19 protein-coding genes and 1 riboswitch are annotated in these 17,298 nt (G+C 56.9%); of the genes, 5 read left to right on the top strand and 14 right to left on the bottom strand.

Annotated elements, in window-relative coordinates:
* Positions 1-211: 211 nt before the first annotated feature.
* On the bottom strand, positions 212-901 hold the full coding sequence (gene pepE, locus SIK97_RS13140) for a dipeptidase PepE (RefSeq protein ID WP_032747474.1): 690 nt from the start codon (positions 899-901) through the stop codon (positions 212-214).
* Positions 902-1,137: 236 nt separating this feature from the next.
* Here pepE and SIK97_RS13135 point away from each other — a divergent pair, with 236 nt between their 5' ends.
* A complete protein-coding gene (locus SIK97_RS13135) occupies positions 1,138-1,431 on the top strand; it encodes a type II toxin-antitoxin system CcdA family antitoxin (protein WP_004138471.1) in 294 nt (97 codons plus the stop codon).
* Positions 1,431-1,748: a CcdB family protein gene (locus tag SIK97_RS13130; RefSeq protein ID WP_014837118.1), complete on the top strand. Its 318-nt coding sequence runs from the start codon at positions 1,431-1,433 to the stop codon at positions 1,746-1,748. Before SIK97_RS13135 ends, SIK97_RS13130 begins: the two co-directional genes overlap by 1 nt.
* A gap of 31 nt (positions 1,749-1,779) precedes the next feature.
* On the opposite strand, the gene SIK97_RS13125 is transcribed toward SIK97_RS13130, so the two are convergent.
* The 8 genes from SIK97_RS13125 to SIK97_RS13090 all read right to left on the bottom strand — a co-directional run bounded on the left by SIK97_RS13125 (position 1,780) and on the right by SIK97_RS13090 (position 8,475).
* Complete coding sequence (locus tag SIK97_RS13125; RefSeq protein WP_032747476.1) at positions 1,780-2,589, bottom strand: shikimate 5-dehydrogenase; 810 nt, start codon at positions 2,587-2,589, stop codon at positions 1,780-1,782.
* On the bottom strand, positions 2,582-3,814 hold the full coding sequence (gene sorE / locus SIK97_RS13120) for an L-sorbose 1-phosphate reductase (protein ID WP_032747477.1): 1,233 nt from the start codon (positions 3,812-3,814) through the stop codon (positions 2,582-2,584). The genes SIK97_RS13125 and sorE overlap by 8 nt, the downstream gene beginning before the upstream one ends.
* A gap of 108 nt (positions 3,815-3,922) precedes the next feature.
* Entirely contained in the window at positions 3,923-4,747 is an 825-nt protein-coding gene (locus SIK97_RS13115; protein WP_004097717.1) for a PTS system mannose/fructose/sorbose family transporter subunit IID, read from the bottom strand.
* Between the two features lie 11 nt (positions 4,748-4,758).
* Positions 4,759-5,556: a PTS mannose/fructose/sorbose transporter subunit IIC gene (locus SIK97_RS13110; protein ID WP_025107713.1), complete on the bottom strand. Its 798-nt coding sequence runs from the start codon at positions 5,554-5,556 to the stop codon at positions 4,759-4,761.
* A gap of 186 nt (positions 5,557-5,742) precedes the next feature.
* On the bottom strand, positions 5,743-6,237 hold the full coding sequence (locus SIK97_RS13105; RefSeq protein ID WP_032747479.1) for a mannose/fructose/sorbose PTS transporter subunit IIB: 495 nt from the start codon (positions 6,235-6,237) through the stop codon (positions 5,743-5,745).
* Positions 6,237-6,644: a mannose/fructose/sorbose PTS transporter subunit IIA gene (locus SIK97_RS13100; RefSeq protein WP_014227521.1), complete on the bottom strand. Its 408-nt coding sequence runs from the start codon at positions 6,642-6,644 to the stop codon at positions 6,237-6,239. Before SIK97_RS13100 ends, SIK97_RS13105 begins: the two co-directional genes overlap by 1 nt.
* Positions 6,645-6,653: 9 nt before the next feature.
* Complete coding sequence (locus SIK97_RS13095) at positions 6,654-7,457, bottom strand: SDR family oxidoreductase (RefSeq protein ID WP_032747480.1); 804 nt, start codon at positions 7,455-7,457, stop codon at positions 6,654-6,656.
* A gap of 70 nt (positions 7,458-7,527) precedes the next feature.
* A complete protein-coding gene (locus tag SIK97_RS13090) occupies positions 7,528-8,475 on the bottom strand; it encodes a sugar-binding transcriptional regulator (protein ID WP_014227523.1) in 948 nt (315 codons plus the stop codon).
* A gap of 348 nt (positions 8,476-8,823) precedes the next feature.
* Between SIK97_RS13090 and rluF the strand changes: the two genes are divergently transcribed.
* Entirely contained in the window at positions 8,824-9,696 is an 873-nt protein-coding gene (rluF, locus tag SIK97_RS13085; protein ID WP_014227524.1) for a 23S rRNA pseudouridine(2604) synthase RluF, read from the top strand.
* Here the strand turns inward: rluF and SIK97_RS13080 are convergent.
* The 4 genes from SIK97_RS13080 to SIK97_RS13065 form a co-directional block, all read right to left on the bottom strand.
* The gene (locus SIK97_RS13080; RefSeq protein WP_009653910.1) at positions 9,693-9,965 is read right to left on the bottom strand and encodes a DUF3811 domain-containing protein; all 273 of its coding nucleotides are present in this window, start codon (positions 9,963-9,965) and stop codon (positions 9,693-9,695) included. The two genes, rluF and SIK97_RS13080, sit on opposite strands and share 4 nt — an antisense overlap.
* 185 nt (positions 9,966-10,150) lie before the next feature.
* Entirely contained in the window at positions 10,151-11,092 is a 942-nt protein-coding gene (panS, locus tag SIK97_RS13075) for a ketopantoate/pantoate/pantothenate transporter PanS (RefSeq protein WP_032747482.1), read from the bottom strand.
* Positions 11,093-11,203: 111 nt separating this feature from the next.
* Positions 11,204-12,784: an RNA repair transcriptional activator RtcR gene (gene rtcR / locus SIK97_RS13070; protein ID WP_057172995.1), complete on the bottom strand. Its 1,581-nt coding sequence runs from the start codon at positions 12,782-12,784 to the stop codon at positions 11,204-11,206.
* Between the two features lie 102 nt (positions 12,785-12,886).
* Positions 12,887-13,093: a hypothetical protein gene (locus SIK97_RS13065; RefSeq protein WP_319610936.1), complete on the bottom strand. Its 207-nt coding sequence runs from the start codon at positions 13,091-13,093 to the stop codon at positions 12,887-12,889.
* A 136-nt stretch (positions 13,094-13,229) separates the two neighbouring features.
* On the opposite strand from SIK97_RS13065, the gene SIK97_RS13060 reads away from it, so the two are divergent.
* Together SIK97_RS13060 and SIK97_RS13055 are read left to right on the top strand one after the other, a co-directional pair.
* Positions 13,230-14,357: a slipin family protein gene (locus SIK97_RS13060; protein WP_014227527.1), complete on the top strand. Its 1,128-nt coding sequence runs from the start codon at positions 13,230-13,232 to the stop codon at positions 14,355-14,357.
* 5 nt (positions 14,358-14,362) lie between these two features.
* The gene (locus SIK97_RS13055; RefSeq protein ID WP_025107707.1) at positions 14,363-15,151 is read left to right on the top strand and encodes a DNA polymerase beta superfamily protein; all 789 of its coding nucleotides are present in this window, start codon (positions 14,363-14,365) and stop codon (positions 15,149-15,151) included.
* A gap of 39 nt (positions 15,152-15,190) precedes the next feature.
* Here the strand turns inward: SIK97_RS13055 and lysC are convergent, their stop codons facing one another.
* Positions 15,191-16,540 carry a lysine-sensitive aspartokinase 3 gene (gene lysC / locus SIK97_RS13050; RefSeq protein ID WP_004097732.1) on the bottom strand — a complete coding sequence of 450 codons (1,350 nt, stop codon included), beginning with the start codon at positions 16,538-16,540 and terminating at the stop codon, positions 15,191-15,193.
* Between the two features lie 180 nt (positions 16,541-16,720).
* Positions 16,721-16,954, bottom strand: a riboswitch (Lysine riboswitch).
* Positions 16,955-17,298: the final 344 nt, after the last annotated feature.

Genomic DNA, 17,298 nt, shown 5'->3' with positions numbered 1-17,298 from the left:
GCGCCTTGCCCGGGCTACGAGTTCTCCACCGTCTGCGGGATGGTAGCCCGGACAGATGCGCAGCATCGCCTCCGGGGAATTATGCCACTCTGCGCTTTGCTCCCGGGGGCGGCGCAAAGCGCCTTGCCCGGGCTACGAGTTCTCCACCGTCTGCGGGATGGTAGCCCGGACAGGCGCGCAGCGCCGCCTCCGGGAAACGTGCGCACGGGGTTTAGAAACGATGACCGGCGTTGAGGGTCACCGCGTCTTCTCCGGCTCTGAATACCAGCGTTGGATTCGGGCCGCCAAGGGTAGCGTGGCCCTGCGTCACCTGAATCCAGTTGCCTTCCGGCAGGCCGATAATCGTCAGCTCTGGCGCAACCACCAGCAGCTCGCGGATCCGCTGTTCGCGGGTCTCGCCTTTATGGCCTTCCGGCAGTGCGTTGGTGAAGTGCGGGTTAATTTGCAGCGGGAACAACCCCAGCGCAGTAAAACCGTTAGGGTCGACAATCGGCATATCGTTAGTGGTGCGAATCGTCGGGCAGGCCAGGTTAGCGCCCGCGCTCCAGCCGATATACAGCGCCCCGCGCTTCACCACATCCACCATCGGCGCCAGCAGGCCGCGTTCGCGGCACTCTTTCAGCAGCTGAAAGGTATTGCCGCCGCCGACGATAACTATCTCCGCATTCTCAATCGCCGACACCGGGTCCGCGACGCTGTGAATACCGGTAACCGTAACGCCCATTGGGCTGAAGACGGCGGCGGTTTTCGCGGTGTAATCATCCCAGGTTTGCGTCACCCCGGCAAAAGGGATGAATACCGCAGAACGGCGGCCATTTAGCTGCCCGGCAATGGTCGGCAGCGCATGTTCCAGCCAGGCTTTGCCCGGCAGCGTTGAGTTACTCAATAGCAGCAGTTCCATTATTTCTCCATTTGACCAGATGATTATTCGGGCAGAGATGTTATCACAGGATATCTTACCGCTTGCTGACGTGGCTCACGCTGGGACGCGCTGAGCAAAGCGGAACGGTGATTATTGGCGCAGCGACTCTCTGAATTAATCTGGAAAGCGCCTCGCAGACTGACTCTACCGGGCGTGACAGGTTAGCGGGAACTGCTTAGTTTTACGTTGATGATTCACAGGCAAAGGAATAGAAAATGCTCGTTTATTACGCTAATCTGAGGCATGTCATGCGCATTACCATGGGGGCTATCATGCGCACTACGTCGAACGTTAAAAAATCAGTCAATGTCTCGCTTTCGCCTGAAATCCTGGAAGAGGCGCGTAAGCTTAAAATCAACATTTCGGCGGTTTTAACGGAAGCTTTACTTGAGAAATTTCGTGAGCACAAACGTGAAGAGTGGTTACGAGACAATAAGAAATCGATCGATACGATTAACCAATGGGTAGAAGAAAACGGTTCGTTTAGTGATTTTCAAAGGCCGTTCTGATGGAACAATATTGCGCTTATGAGAATACGGGAAGCGGTAAAAAGGTTTTCCCTTATTTAATCAACCTGCAGCATCCGGTCGCGAATGTCCTGAAGCATATCCTGGTTGCCCCTGTGATAGAACAAAACCAACTACCTGATACCCAGCCTCCGACCAAAATTTGTCCCGTGATTACGATTGCCGGTCAAACTTATATTGTGATGACGCATATGATGGCGGGTTTACCGCAGAAAGAACTGGGCAAGCGGGTTGCTGATTTGACGGCGGACAGGGCTGCGCTGCGCGATGCAATCGACTTTCTGATCAACGGTTATTAGAGCGCCCTCCCTGGCGCTCTCCGTTTTGCCTTTATCCTCTGGCAAAGGCCGCGGCTTCAGCGACCAGCGCAGCGCCCGGACGCACGCCGGTGTAGAGCGCAAACTGCTCCACCGCCTGCAGGGCAATCACCTCCGCGCCGCTGATAACGCGCTTGTCCAGCCTCTGCGCCAGCTTGATGAGCGGGGTTTCCGGCGGCAGAGCGACCACGTCAAATATCACGTCGGCCCGTTCCACCATCGTCGGGCTAAAGGCCAGAGTTTCGCTTTCCGCGCCGCCCGCCATGCCGAGCGGCGTGACGTTAACCAGAATATCCGCCGCGATTCCCTCCGGCCTGGGCTGCCACTGAAAACCGTACTGCTTTGCCAGCGCCAGGCCGCGCTCGCGATGGCGGGCGGCGATAATCACATCGCGGAAACCGGCATCGCGGAAGGCGGCGATGACCGCTTTGCCCATTCCGCCGCTGCCCTGGATCATCACTTTGGCTGAGGAATCGAGCTGATAGCTGTCAATCAGGCTTTTCACCGCGATATAGTCGGTATTCAGCCCGGTCAGCCTGCCGTCGTCGTTGACGATGGTGTTGACCGAATCAATCGCCTTCGCCGAAGGGTCAAGCGCGTCAAGATACGCTATGCAGCTCTCTTTAAACGGCATAGAGACCGCGCAGCCGCGAATGCCTAATGCGCGCACGCCGTTTACCGCCGCGGCTATATCCTGGGTCGTAAACGCTTTATAGATATAGTTCAGCCCCAGCTTTTCATACAGGTAGTTATGAAAGCGGGTGCCGAAGTTACCCGGGCGACCGGCCAGCGACATGCACAGCAGCGTATCGCGATCAATCATGAGTAATATCCTCCGCGTGGGCCAGCAGGTACTCTTCCGCCTCTTTTGACCAGATACCGTGGTGACGTTCCATAATCGCCGCCAGCTGCGGGTCGCTAATGTTTCCCAGCGGCGTAAGCGGAATGTTTTTTCCGGTATAAACCAGCTTCTTACCGCCGCCTACCGCCGGTAAATCCAGGGTGGTCGCGCCCGCCGCGTTCAGCCCCAGAATATGAGTCACCACCTTCGCGGTCTGCACCTTTTTCTCCTGCATCAGCGCTACGGCGGCGCGCATATCGTCGGTATTGCCGCCGGAGGTGCCCACGTAGTGGGTGAAGGCGTAATGCACATCGTAAAAATTGATCGGTGCGCTGAACTGCTTATCCTGCGGGCCGGCAAAAAAGTTCAGGCAGCCGTCCGGGGCCAGCAGCGAGGATGCCAGGGTGATGAGCTGTTCGTTAGGGACGAAGACGAAGATATCGTCAAAGCCGTGGCCGCCGGAGAGCGCCATCAGCGTTTCGCGGCTGGCGTCGCGCCCATCCAGATAGTGGATCAGCGTTTGCGGCTCGGAGGGATAGTGCTGGCGCGCATAGCTGAGCTTTGGCTTATTGGTATCGGTGACCACCAGCAGCGCCGGGTTGATCGGGCCATGCAGCGCGTAGTCGATGGCCAGCAGACCCATCGGGCCGGTGCCGCCGAGGATCAGCGTGCGGCCCTGCGGGCGAATGCCCATCACATGGTTATAGCTGCCTTCCTGCAGATGATAGTTGGCGTTGAAGGCGCCAATCACGCAGGAAAGCGGCTCCACCAGCGAGCCTTCAAACCAGGTATCGCCTTCCCAGGAAAGCAAACAATCCTGTTCCATCACCTCGTTGGGGATCACCACGTGGGTGGCCTCGCCGCCGATCCATGGAAAAGAATAACCGGGGCAGTCCGGGCGATCCGGCAGCTGCAGGTTGGCCTGAATCACATAGCGCTGGCCGGCGTGAAACTTGTGCTGCCACTTTTTGCCGACGGCGATAATCTCCCCGCAGAACTCATGGCCGATAATGATTGGGTTGGTCGCCACATCGTCCGGCACCTTTTTGTGGTCCTCGCCCTGGTTCGCCTCTTTCCACGAGGAGAGGCACAGGCTGTCGGTGACCACCCGGGCGAGAATTTCATCATCCTGCATCGCCGGAAGTTCAAAGGTTTCCAGGCGCAGATCGCGTTTGCCGTAGAGCCGCAGGGCTGTTGTTGTTTGCATGTTTACCACCTCATCCCCTTCATCTTTCGCATGACGGCTGCGAAAGCTTTTGGGTCTAACTTGTTGAAGTAGCCCCGGCATCGCCGGGGCGGAATAATCAGGACAGAATCAGGACAGGAAGCCCAGCGCGTTACCGATAATCCCCAAACCGAAGAGGGCGAAAATCAGCCATACCGGGTTCACTTTCTTATTGAGCAGGCGCACCATCAGCAGCGTCAGGCCCAGAGCCAGCAGGCCGGGGCAGAGCTGATCGAGGATGTCCTGTACGGTCATGGTGACGGTCGAGCCGTCGGCGCCCGGGGTTTGCGAGACCACCAGCGGGACGTTGATGGTGGTCCACTTGGTCACCAGCACGCCCATCACAAACAGGCCAAGAATGGAGGCGCCTTCGGTCAGTTTTTGCAGCAGGTTGCCGCCCATATCGCTGACGATATTGACCCCTTTACGGAAGCCAAGCTGCAGCCCGTACCACTTCATCGCCAGACGTACCGCGTTGAAAATAAAGAAGAACAGCAGCGGTCCAAGAATATTGCCGGAGAGCGCCAGCGAGGCGCCGAGGGCGGCGGTAATCGGCCGCAGCGTGCCCCATACCAGCGGGTCGCCCACGCCTGCCAGCGGCCCCATCAGGCCAACTTTGATCCCGTTGATGGCGCCATCGTCGATAGCGGCGCCGTTGGCCCGCGCTTCCTCCATCGCGGCGGTGACGCCAATCACCGGCCCGCAGACTGCCGGAGTGGTGTTGAAGAACACCAGATGGCGCTTCAGCGCGGCGACCTGATCCTCTTTCAGCGGGTAGAGGCGCTTGATGGCCGGGATCATGTCGTAGCAGAAGCCAAGCCCGTGAATACGTTCGAAGTTGAATGACGCCTGCTGCAGGTTGGAGCGCAGAAACATGCTCACCAGGTCGCCTTGGGTAATTTTTCTCTGTTCCATGTTGGGCTCCATCAGTCGTCAAGCTGGTCAAGGGCAGTGGAAGAGGTGGCGGCGGCCTGCGGTTCGGGTTTACGCCACTGCGGATTAAGCTGGATATAAATCAGCGCGATGATGACCCCGACGCCGCCGAAGGCCAGCAGGCTAAAGTCGAGATAGCCGCCCGCGAGGAAGCCGAGGAAGAAGAAGGGCATCAGATACTTCACGCCCATCATGCGCAGCACCATGGCGTAGCCGACCACCACGATAAAACCGCCGGCGATTTGCAGACCGCGGGTGACGAATTCCGGAATGGCGTTGAGCATATTGCTGACCATATCCGCGCTGACAAACAGTGAAACGATGAGTGCGGGAATGGCGACGCGCAGCGCCTGAACGCCCAGCGCAGACACGTGCAGCAGATCGATTGTTCTGAAGCGCGCCTCTTCCGCGGCCTTATCCGCCGCGTGCTGGAACACCACGGTAATGGTGCGGGCGAACACGGTGAGCACCTGACCTGCGGCAGCGACCGGCAGCGCAATCGCTATTCCGGTAGCGATGCTTTGCTGGCCCACGATCACCAGGATGGCGGAGATAATGCTGGCTAACGCCGAATCCGGAGACTGCGCCGCGCCGACGTTCATCCAGCCGAGCGCGATCAGCTCCAGCGTCCCGCCGAGCATAATCCCGGTTTTTAGATCGCCGAGAATTAAGCCAATCACGGTACAGGCGATTAATGGGCGGTGCGTCTGGAATTCATCCAGCACGCTGCCCATCCCGGCAATACAGGAAAAAATAAATATGGCGATTATTTGTAGGGTACTTATTTCCATAATTTTTCACCTTGAGGGTATAGAAATCCCTGCCTTTTACGGCATTTACACGATGTTCTTCAGGCTGCCTCTTTGTTGACTGCATTCTCTCGCCCCAGTCGCATAGTTAGCTATGCTGCTGGTGACTCGCTCATTTGCCGCCGCGATGCATCCAGAATGACAGTGTGTAATAAAAGGCGCGTTTTATTATTCTGTAACGGACTGCTCTGCTATTTTATCGAGAATATTAACCGACGGATCCGAAGCCACGACGCGTAAATCAAGCTTAACGCCCAGCTTATCTAACTGCTGAAAGGCATTAATATCCGCTGCGTCTAATGACACCGCTTTGGTTAACTGTTTTTTACCCGGTCGCCAGGCCATGCCGCCAATATTCAGCGTGGCTATTTTGACGCCCTGCTGCACCATGGTTAATACGTCCTGCGGATTAGTGAATAAATAAAAAACCGTTTCGTCCTGATATTGCGGGTTGTGATAAACGGCGACGGCTTTCTCAATATTCACCACATTGACCTTCATGCCCGGCGGCGCGGCCTGGCGAAGCAGCGTGCGGCGAACGTCGTCGTTATACACGTCGTCATTACAGATAATGATGCGCTGGGCGTTGGCCACTTTTGACCAAACGGTGGTGACCTGGCCGTGAATCAGGCGGTCATCAATGCGTGCGAGCGTAATGTTCATCAGAAATCCTCCTCAACGGTTTCCGGCTGCCGCCAGGTGACGCAGCACTGGCTGGCGATGGTCTCAAGATGTTGGCACAGTGCTTCTGCATTCATCGTTTGCTGGTTATCGACCAGCTCCAGAGCCAGCGGTAGCGACAGGCCGCTGATGACCCGAAGCTGCGGGTTGCGCATCGCCAGGCCGGCGGCGGCGTTCCACGGGCTGCCGCACTGTAGATCGACGGCGATGAGCCACTCCTCCTCTTTGTGAGTACTTACCAACTTTTCAAGCTTATCGGCGATATCGCCCGCGTTTTCCCCCGGTACAAACGCCACGGCGCTGACGTGGACATCGCCGTAAACCATGCGCACCGAGTCGAGCATGGCGCAGGCCAGCTGACCGTGAGCGCAGAAGATGACGTTAACCATGTTTCCCCCTTAGCCGCGCGTTTTGCCGCCCGCAATGTTAGTGGTTACTCCGGTAATGTAGCTGGCGCGCTCTGAGAGCAGATAGCAAACAAAATCAGCAACTTCGCTGAGACGGCCGGAGCGACCAACAGGAATCGCATTTTTGCTATAGCCTTCGCGCAGCTGTTCGACGGTGATATTGCGGGTCCAGGCCAGCGCTTCTTCATATTCCGGCGTACGCAGCCCGGTTTTTTCCAGAATGCCCGGCGCAACGCCTACGACGCGAATACCGTGCTTGCCCAGCTCTTTCGACCAGGAGCGGGTAAAGCTGTTCAGCGCGGCTTTGGTCGCGGCGTAGCAGCTCTGGCCTTCAGAGCCTTCGAGACCGCTTTCTGACGAGACGTTAACAATCACGCCGCTGCGCTGTTTAACCATCTGGCGCGCCACCGCCTGCGACATCAGGAACACGCCTTTCTGGTTGATATTGACCATTTTTTCGAATGCCGCTTCATTTAATTCATAGCGACCGGACGGCGCTTTCTCATCGACTAATAAACGCGGGAAGTTGACGCCGGCGTTATTGACTAAACCATCAATGCGGCCAAATCGCTGAATAATACTGTCGACGGTTTTATTCACTTCGCTGGCGCTGGAAATATCGGTTGGCCAGAAATTATAATTATCGCGATCCTGATGTTTGTCGCCGCCGTGAATATCGCTCATCTGAACCTTTGCGCCCTGGGATAATAATTCATCGACAATCGCCAGGCCGATTCCTGATGCGCCGCCGGTCACGATAATTATTTTGTCTTTTAAATTTAACCATGTATTCATTATCGACTCCTGTTTCTTTAGATAAAGGGATCCCCCGCAGCAGCGCTGCGTGAAATCATATTCTTGACATTTACTTCAGTAATGACTCAGCGGTTTCTCGATTCGTCACCAGACAATTAATGTAATGACCGTTTAAGGCACCAAGAATCCCGGCGTATTTCTCCTCGCCCATGGCGATACCCACCGAGTAGCGCGCCTGCTTGAGTTTCGCCATCTCGATAGAGAGCGTTTTTTCGCTCATGGCGGTTTCGACCAGCGCGCCATCAATGTTGTAAAAACGCGAACAGATATCGCCGGCGACCTGGCGAGCGTTGAGATCGTCGCTCTCTTCACTGCCGTAAAATGCATGCCAGTTGGCGCCGTCGCGGATCGCCGGAGAACCAATGCCCACCAGCGCGACGTCCAGGTTATCCCAGTAGGAGGCAATCGTTTTAAAATGCCGGGACTGCATAATACCGTTGCGAATTAATGTGTTATCCAGCAGTGCCGGGAAATCAGCGAGATGAGATTCCGCTTTCAGCTTCGCCGCTGCGCCGTAGGTCAGCGTATTCACGTGGTAGCGACTTTCCAGTTTTCCGGAGGGGCCGCCGATAATCGGCACGCAGATAACCTGACGGGACTGGCTGGCCTGCGGCAGATTCTCCACCAGCGCGCGCACCGCCCGACCCCAGGAGAAGCCGACGATATCGCCCGGCTCCAGCAGCCTGTCGACCAATTGCGCGCCATGCAGGCCGATAAGATTGAGCTGATCCTCCTCCAGCAGTGAGTCGCAGGCCGCCACCACCGCCTCTTTGAGACCGAATTTTTGTTTTAGCTGCTGCTCAAGCCACAGATTTTCGTTGTAGTCGTAGTTGATGGCGATAGTGACGATGCCCTGCTCGCGGCCGCGCTTCAGCAGACGGCTGATAGTGGTGCGGTATATCCCCAGCTCGCGGGCAATCTGCGCCTGGGTCATATCCTGCTCATAGTAGAGCTGGGCGATTTTCACGATCAGACGAATATCGTCGCTGTTTTCCATCGTCACTGTCGGCTCCTGCACATTTGTGCAAATGGGAGAGTTGCTGTCATGATCTGATATAACCCCATCAGCGACCCGCTTCAAAGAAATTTTCCTCTATTTCATGATGATGTTCCGACCGTTTCTGTTGCACATTTGCGTTGCTTACCGGTGGTTTATGGCACCTTTGTGCCGGACGTGATAAGAGCCTGATTCTGCTTTGTTTCGCCGGACAAAGTTGCCGGGCTTTCATGGGCACACTTTTGTGTTGAAAGGCGTGGCAGATCACATTTAGCGGCAGGCGACGAGAGCGCGATTCTTTTTTATCGCCCGCAAGGTAGGGTATATTTCGCTTTTACAGGAGATTTTATGCTGCCCGACTCATCAACCCGACTCAATAAATACATCAGCGAAAGCGGAATTTGCTCGCGTCGTGAAGCCGATCGCTTTATCGAACAAGGCAACGTTTTTATCAACGGCAAGCGCGCTACCATCGGCGACCAGGTTAAAGCGGGCGACGTGGTAAAGGTCAATGGCCGGTTGATTGAGCCGCGCGAAGCGGACGATCTGGTCCTGATTGCGCTGAATAAACCGGTTGGCATCGTCAGCACCACCGAAGACGGCGAGCGCGACAATATTGTGGATTTCGTTAACCACAGTAAACGCGTTTTCCCCATCGGTCGCCTGGATAAAGACTCCCAGGGGCTGATCTTTCTGACCAACCATGGCGATCTGGTGAATAAAATCCTGCGCGCCGGTAACGATCACGAAAAAGAGTATCTGGTCACCGTTGATAAGCCGGTGACCGATGAGTTTATCCGCGGCATGGGGGCGGGCGTACCGATTCTCGGCACGGTGACGAAGAAGTGCAAAGTGAAAAAAGAAGCGCCGTTTGTGTTCCGCATTACCCTGGTGCAGGGGCTGAATCGCCAGATCCGCCGGATGTGCGAACACTTTGGCTATGAAGTGACGAAGCTTGAGCGGACGCGGATCATGAACGTCAGCCTGACGGGGATCCCGCTGGGAGAGTGGCGCGATCTGACCGACGATGAGCTGATCGATCTTTTCAAACTGATTGAAAACTCGTCTTCAGAAGCGAAACCGAAGGCAAAAGCGAAGCCGAAAACGGCCGGCATCAAGCGTCCCGTCGTGGCGATTGAAAAAACCAGCGACAAGTCCTCCCGCCCGGCGTCGAACGGCAAACGCTTTACCGCGCCGGGGCGCAAGAAGAAAGGGCGTTAACGTCTGCCGCGCGTCGGGGTATTTGCCGACCAGGAAAACGAGGCCTCTGCGTCCGGTTTATAAGCCTGCTTTTTCTTCAGCTGGCGGGCTTTCTTAGCCTCGGCCTCGCGCAGGGCCATCAGTTTATCGATGTACTCTTTTTTCACGCTATTGGTTTCCGCGTTGGTCAGCGGACGGCCATGGGCGATGCGCGCGCGGTCGAGCAGGGTTTTCAGTTCGCGCTGTTCGCGCTCGGTCATCTCTTTTTGCGTGATGCGGGGGAGTGCCATAGTGGTGCCCTCAATTAGCCTGTGGTTTCAGTGTACGGTATTGGGGCTGACGTCTCACGGTAAATTGTTGTGCCTCGCAGAAAATCCCGGAGGCGGCGCTGCGCACCAGTCCGGCTACAAAACCCGCAAGCTGCACGGACCGTAGCCCGGCTAAGCGCAGCGCAAGCCGGGAAAATTACGGATTGTTAGCTCTCTTTTTCCGTTTTACGCGATTCATCCGCAATCGGCTTCCCTGACCAGTAGCCGGCCAGCAGCGAGCCGGACAGGTTGTGCCAGACCGAGAACAGCGCGCCGGGCAGCGCGGCCAGCGGGCCAAAGTAGATTTTCCCCAGCGCGGCGGCAAGGCCGGAGTTCTGCATTCCCACCTCGATCGCCAGCGTACGGCAGGTGGATTCGTCAAAGCCAAACAGCCGTCCGCCCCAGTAGCCGCCGAGCAGGCCGATGGTGTTATGCAGGATGACGGCGATAATCACCACAAAGCCTACGGAAGCAATATGCGATGCGGAACCGGCCACCACGGCGCAGATAATCGCCAGAATGCAGACCATCGAAAAGGCCGGCAGGAACGGTTCCACCGCCTTGACCACTTTTGGCAGCAGATGATGCACCACCAGCCCCAGCGCAATCGGGATCACCACGATTTGCAGAATGCTGAGCAGCATCCCCATCACGTCCACCTGAATATGCGCATCCACGTACAGACGCGTCAGCAGCGGGGTGGCGACCACGCCGACCAGCGTGGAAACCGATGAGATGGTGACTGAGAGCGCGACGTCGCCTTTTGCCAGAAAGATCATCACGTTGGATGCCGTACCGCTGGCGACGCTGCCGACCAGCACCATCCCGGCGGAGAGCTCGGGCGGCATGTGAAAAATCAGCGCCAGCAGCCAGGCGGCGAGCGGCATCACCAGGTAATGGAGAAAAATGCCTGCGGCGACCGGCGCGGGGCGGGAAAGCACGCGCTTAAAATCGTCGACTTTCAGATGCACGCCCATGCCGAACATAATCAGCATCAGCAGCGTCGGGACCCACGGGCCAACGGGGGTAAAAGTGGATGGCGTGTAATAGGCGATAACCGAGAGCAGCAGCGCCCATAATGGGAACAGCCGCGTAAGCGTGGCGAGCATGTTGTTTTCCTTGCACGTAAGTTGTGTTTGCTTGTTATTGTCCGGCCGGGATCGAGCCCGGCCATCGCTATTGTTTATCGTGCTAAGACATATTATTCAAACAAATTATGTTCATGTTCCGCTGCGGATAAGCTCCCAGCTGAGTCCGAAGCGCGCTAAATATTTGCGCAGGCGGTCAGCATCGTTAGGATTGGCCTTTTTCTGCCGGGAGACGGCGAACAGCTCGCGTCCGGCTTCGGAGAGCGAAGCGCTGCGCTGGCAGACCTCCAGCACCGTTTCCAGCTGGCGGCGAACGAACAGATCGATTTCCATTGCAATATCAGGAGAAGATGTCGTGAGCTGCCAGCTCTCTTTCAGCAGCATTATCTCCTCTTCCGCAACGGCCAGCGTAATGCGCCCCTGCTCGGCCAGGGTCGCCATACGCGCCACGGAGGAGCCTAGCTCGCGGAAATTGCCGCGCCATTGCGCCTGCGGCGAGCAGGCAAAGGCCAGATAGCGTTCGCGGGCGTCTTTATCGAAGCGGATCTGCGTCTGCCGCTCGTTGGCCAGTCGCCGTAATTCATACTCCACGTTCGGCGCAATATCTTCCCGCCGCTGCGCCAGGCCGGGGAGGGCAAAGCGCCACATATTGATGCGCGCATAAAGATCTTCGCGAAAGCGCCCCTCCGCCACCCACTGCTGCATATCGCGATGCGTGCCGGCGATTAGCTGGAAGTCGCTGTGCACCTCTTTATCCGAGCCAAACGGGAAAAAGGTTTTTTCTTCGATGGCCTTCAGCAGCATAGCCTGCTCATCCAGCCCCAGCTCGGCGATTTCATCGAGAAACAGCACGCCGCCGTCGGCTTCGCGTAATAGCCCGGCGCGAGGCGTAACCGCGCCGGTAAACGCACCTTTGACATGTCCAAACAGCGTGGACATGGCGTTATCACCGCGCAGCGTGGCGCAGTTTACCGCCATGAATTTTCCCGCCACCCGATGGCGCGACTGACGAAGCTGAAAAATACGTTTGGCGAGGACGGACTTCCCGGCGCCCGTTGGGCCGGTCAGCAGGATCGGATCGGTCGTTCGGATCGCCACGCGCTCAATACGATCGATAAGCGCGTTGAACGTCGCATTACGCGTCTCGATACCCGCCTTCAGGAAGGAGACGGACTGCTGCTGCTCGCGCTGAAAGCGGCTGGTGAGCGCGGCGTAGCGGCTTAAGTCCAGATCGATCACCGAGTAAATACCGGCGGCGACGGCGTCATCCGCTGCGCCTTTCGGCGCAGGGCTGGTCTGCAGCAGGCTGGCGGGGAGATAGCGCGCTTCGGTCAGCAGGAACCAGCAGATCTGCGCCACGTGGGTCCCGGTGGTGATATGCACCAGATACTCTTCGTTTTCGGTATCAAAGCGATAGCGGTTGGCGAAGTCGAGAAACGCCGCGTAGACCTCTTCAAAATCCCACGGATCGTTTATCTCAATCGTATGCGGGCGCACTTCGGTATGCGGTGAAAGCTGGGCGACATCGTCAATCAGCTTTTGCGCCATATTTTCATCACGCGGCTGGTGGAGAAGCTCCAGCCTGTCGACAGGAAAATCGGCCTGCTGGCATAGCCCAACGGTAGGCCGCCATTTTTTAAAGCGATTCGCCCGCTTGCCGCGTTTGTCCAGCACCGTTCCGAGGACGCCAATGACCACTCGCCGCTTTTTCATTTTTATCCCAAAAGATAAGTTTCGATATTTAAAGATAAAAAAACCTGCTGCCGGCGGCAAGCGTTACCGTTTCAATTAAAAATAAAAACGTTATTAATCAATTTATTGAAAAATAACTTTCGCATTTTTTATTGTTGGCACGCAACTGGCAATATCCCTTCCGTCACGACGCTGAAAACGCAGGGGGTTAAACCCCGCCGGCACGCTAGGAACGGTACAGGCCGTTTTTCGGGCGCGTTCCGTCAGCCGATGACCACCAATGGGTTCGATTCCCGATTTCATCTCCAATGAAAACTGGTCGTTAATCATAGAAATAACGCGGGGTGATGCGCAGTCAGCACGCCCCACAGCAGGCCGCCGGTAAAGGCGCCGTGCCGCAGGCAAAAGGGAGTTCCCCTGCGGCTTCGCCCCTGCACCCGCGCCTGATTTTGCTAAGGAACAAAAAATGACGAAGAAAATCACGATACGTAAAGGTCAGCTTGGCCTTTTATCCCGTCAGGGTGACTACTATCAGGTTCTGGAAGCGGGCGAGCATCGCCTGCCGTGGTTCAACGTCCCCGAAGTGCTGATCGTTAACCGGGACGGCAGCGAAGTGCCGGAGGCGCTGGCGGAGTATTTACGACGCTTTCAGCCGGAATGGATTGAACGCTACTGCCTGGCGGCGGATTTGACGGATGTCGAGGCCGGGGCGCTGTATGCCAACGGTGTGCTGCAGGAAATTTTACCGCCTTCGACGCGCCGACTGTACTGGTCCGCCGGTGATGAAATTCAGCTGCTACGTATCGATACCCGGCAGGTTGCGGTTCCGGCTGACATTATGAATGCGGTGCTGCAGCCGCGACGTCACGGGGCGGTAAAAGGTCGCGAAGCGATCCTCACCGTATCGGTGCCGGCGTGGCACGTCGGGGTGCTGAAAATCGACGGCGAGACACAATCGCTGCTGCAGCCTGGCCTGAGCGCGTACTGGAAGGTCAATCATCTGGTGGAAGCGGAAGTGGTCGATACCCGCCTGCAGGTGCTGGAGGTTGGCGGCCAGGAGATTCTGACCAAAGATAAAGTGAACCTGCGTTTAAATCTGGCGGCGAACTGGCGCTACAGCGATGTACTGCAGGCGTTTGGACAGCTGACGAAGCCGCTGGACCATCTGTATCGCGAGCTGCAGTTTGCGCTGCGTGAAGCCGTCGGAACGCGAACGCTGGATGAGCTGCTGGAAGATAAGAAAATCATTGATGAGGTCGTGAGCGCGCAGGTCACCGAGCGCATGGCGGCATTTGGTATCGACGTCGCGTCGCTGGGCGTGAAGGATATTGTGCTGCCCGGCGACATGAAAGCCATTTTGTCGCAGCTGGTGGAGGCGGAGAAATCGGCGCAGGCGAACGTGATCCGCCGGCGTGAAGAGACCGCGGCGACGCGCTCGCTGCTCAACACCGCGAAGGTGATGGAGAATAACCCGGTCGCGCTGCGCTTAAAAGAGCTGGAAACGCTGGAAAGAGTGGCGGAGCGCATCGATAAAATCTCGGTCTTTGGCGGCCTGGACCAGGTGCTGCATGGCCTGGTGAATCTAAAAGGATAATGAAAATGACGTATCACGCTGTAAGCGCCGCCATGCGCCATAAGGTGCGGCGGCAGTTAAAAGACGTGGAGCAGCGCTACGGCGTCAGAGTGCTCTACGCCTGCGAATCCGGCAGCCGGGGCTGGGGCTTTGCCTCGCCGGACAGCGATTATGATGTGCGGTTTCTCTACGTTCACCCGCTGGAGTGGTACCTGCGGGTGGATCCCCCGCGCGATGTTATTGAGCTGCCCATCGACGATGAGCTGGACGTCTGCGGCTGGGAGTGGCGCAAGGCGCTGGGTCTGCTGAAAGGGGCGAACCCGACGCTGATCGAATGGCTGGATTCACCGGTGGTGTATCAGCAGGATGACGCGACGGTTCAGGCGCTGAAGAAAGTGATACCGCATTGGTTTTCTCCGGTTCGCGCCCGCTGGCATTACTATTCGATGGCCCGTAAAAATTTTCGCGGCTATCTGCAAGGCGAACGGGTGCGGCTGAAAAAGTACTTTTACGTACTGCGCCCGCTGCTGGCCGTCCGCTGGGTTGAAGCGGGAAAAGGCGTGCCGCCGATGCGCTTTGATGAACTGCTGGCAGGAAGCGAGCTGGCAGCGGGTCTACGTGCGGAAATAGACGAGCTGCTGGAACGTAAACAGCGCGCAGGAGAGGCGGAAAACGGCCCGCGTCGACCGCTGCTGCATGCGTTTATTCAGTCCGAGCTGCTCAGAGGCGCAATCCCGCCAGCGCTGCCTGAGAGCCGGAGCGGTGATGTCAGGGAGTTGGACAGATTGCTGATGACCACGGTGATGGGAAACTAAAAATGGCCCGGCAGAAATGGCGGGCCATTTTATTCGCTATTACTCGAACAGATTATGATGCAGCTTCTGCACCACTTTTTCGGCATCCGCACCCGGGACCAGGAAGCACAGGTTATGGCTGGATGCGCCGTAGCAAATCATACGAATATTAAACGGGTCCAGTACGCCAAACACCTCTTTACCGACGCCGCACGCCTTCGACAGTTCATTACCAATGATGGCGACCAGCGCCAGATCCTGCTCGACCTCAACGCGGCACAGAGAGGAAAGTTCGGTCAACAGTCCCTGGGTGAGCAGGGTATCGCCAGCCGACGTCGAACCGGTGGTATCCATGGTCAGCGCCACGCTCACTTCCGACGTGGTGATCAGATCGACGGAGATACTGTGGCGGGCCAGAATACTGAATACCTCGGCCAGAAAACCGCGTGAGTGCAGCATATTCAGGCTGTGCAGGGTTAGCAGCGTCTGCTTGCGGCGCAGCGCCAGCGCGCGGAACAGCGGCGGGTTTTCGGTGTTTTTGCACACCAGCGTGCCGCCGGCTTTCGGCTCTTTGCTGGAGCCGACGAATACCGGAATATCGCTGCGCACGGCGGGGAGCAGGGTAGCCGGATGCAGGACCTTCGCGCCAAAGGTCGCCATTTCCGCCGCTTCTTCAAAAGCGATAACGTCAATGCGTTTGGCCGCCGGGGCGACGCGCGGGTCGGTGGTATAGATACCCGGAACATCGGTCCAGATGTCGACGCGGGTGGCGTTTAGCGCTTCGCCGAGTAGCGCGGCGGTATAGTCGCTGCCGCCGCGGCCAAGCGTGGTGGTGCGGCCTTTGGCTTCGCTGCCAATAAAGCCCTGGGTGATCACCACGCCTTCCGCAAGACGCGGGGCCAGCAGCTGCTGGGTTAATTCGGATAAGGCGGCAATATCCGGTTCCGCGCGGCCAAAGCGGTCGTTGGTGCGCATAATTTTGCGCACGTCGAACCACTGGGCGGCGATACCGCGCTCGCGCAGGATCTCGACAAACAGCAGAGTAGACATCAGTTCGCCGTGGCTGACCAGTTCGTCGGTTAACGCGGTTGAACTGGCCAGGGAGGCGGCTTCCGCCAGGGTGGTGATGTTTTCCAGCAGGCGCTCAATTTCATCGCGAATAACGTTGGGATAGCGCAAACGCTCCAGAATATTGAACTGGATTTGACGCATGGCATCGAGCTTCGCGAAACGTTCGCCGGGTTCCAGCCCTTCTGCTAAGGCGACCAGCAGGTTGGTCACCCCCGCTGAGGCGGAAAGCACCACCACGCGGGTATTGGCGTCCAGCAGCGCGACGTCCACGCTGCGGTTCATGGCATCAAAATCGGCAACGCTGGTGCCGCCGAACTTGGCTACAACTAAGTCTGTCATAACAACCTCGTGTCAGGGGGCCTGACTTATTAAAACGATTCCAGAAAACCAATCCTGGCGGGGCTGGACGCAACCGGATTGCAATAAAATGTCTTAATAAGCCAGGCCAAATTATTCAGCCATGGCACAAGGGAAGAGCGAAAAACAGGGTGGGCGCAGAGCGATAAACAAACTACGATGTCACCCAGAAGTGCTCCACCTTGTAGACCCGCTTGCCGATGCTGTGCATCAGACGGCGAGTATGAAACGCCCGACTGCGAACGTTTCTGGTGACAACCCAGGGGATTCAGCCCCTGTGGCCGGTGATGAGCGTAACCAGACGCTTATTCACCTCGGCGTTGCTCCCCCTCACGTATTTTCCCCGGACTGGCTCCTCCAATACGGTTACCTGGGCAACGCACCTCTTCTGGCAATTACCGACGTCTTTCACTTTGCCAGGGGGACGCGGGACATTATACCCCCCTGCAATACCCTTTCGCTGTAGCGTGAAATGCGCGATCCATACCTACCTACGTATATGTAGGTACTGCCGTTATATAAAGGCTTCAGGCGAAGTATGTCAACGTCAGGGTTATGCGGATTTTTCATGCGCGAGTCGCTGACAGAAAAAAACCTTATGATGTCTATACTATGAGGGGCGATTTGCGCCAAATTGGCTCTAATCCTGACGCGTATCATCGGCATAACACAAAAATCATCACAATTTTTCGTCACCGGCGCTACAATCGACCGCAGTCACAATTCTCAAATCAGAAGAG

Origin of the sequence: Klebsiella sp. JN_Kp126 (assembly GCF_033843325.1) — a bacterium.
In the GTDB taxonomy this organism is placed as follows: Bacteria; Pseudomonadota; Gammaproteobacteria; order Enterobacterales; family Enterobacteriaceae; genus Klebsiella; species Klebsiella michiganensis.
This window is presented reverse-complemented; position numbering and strand designations above follow the sequence as displayed.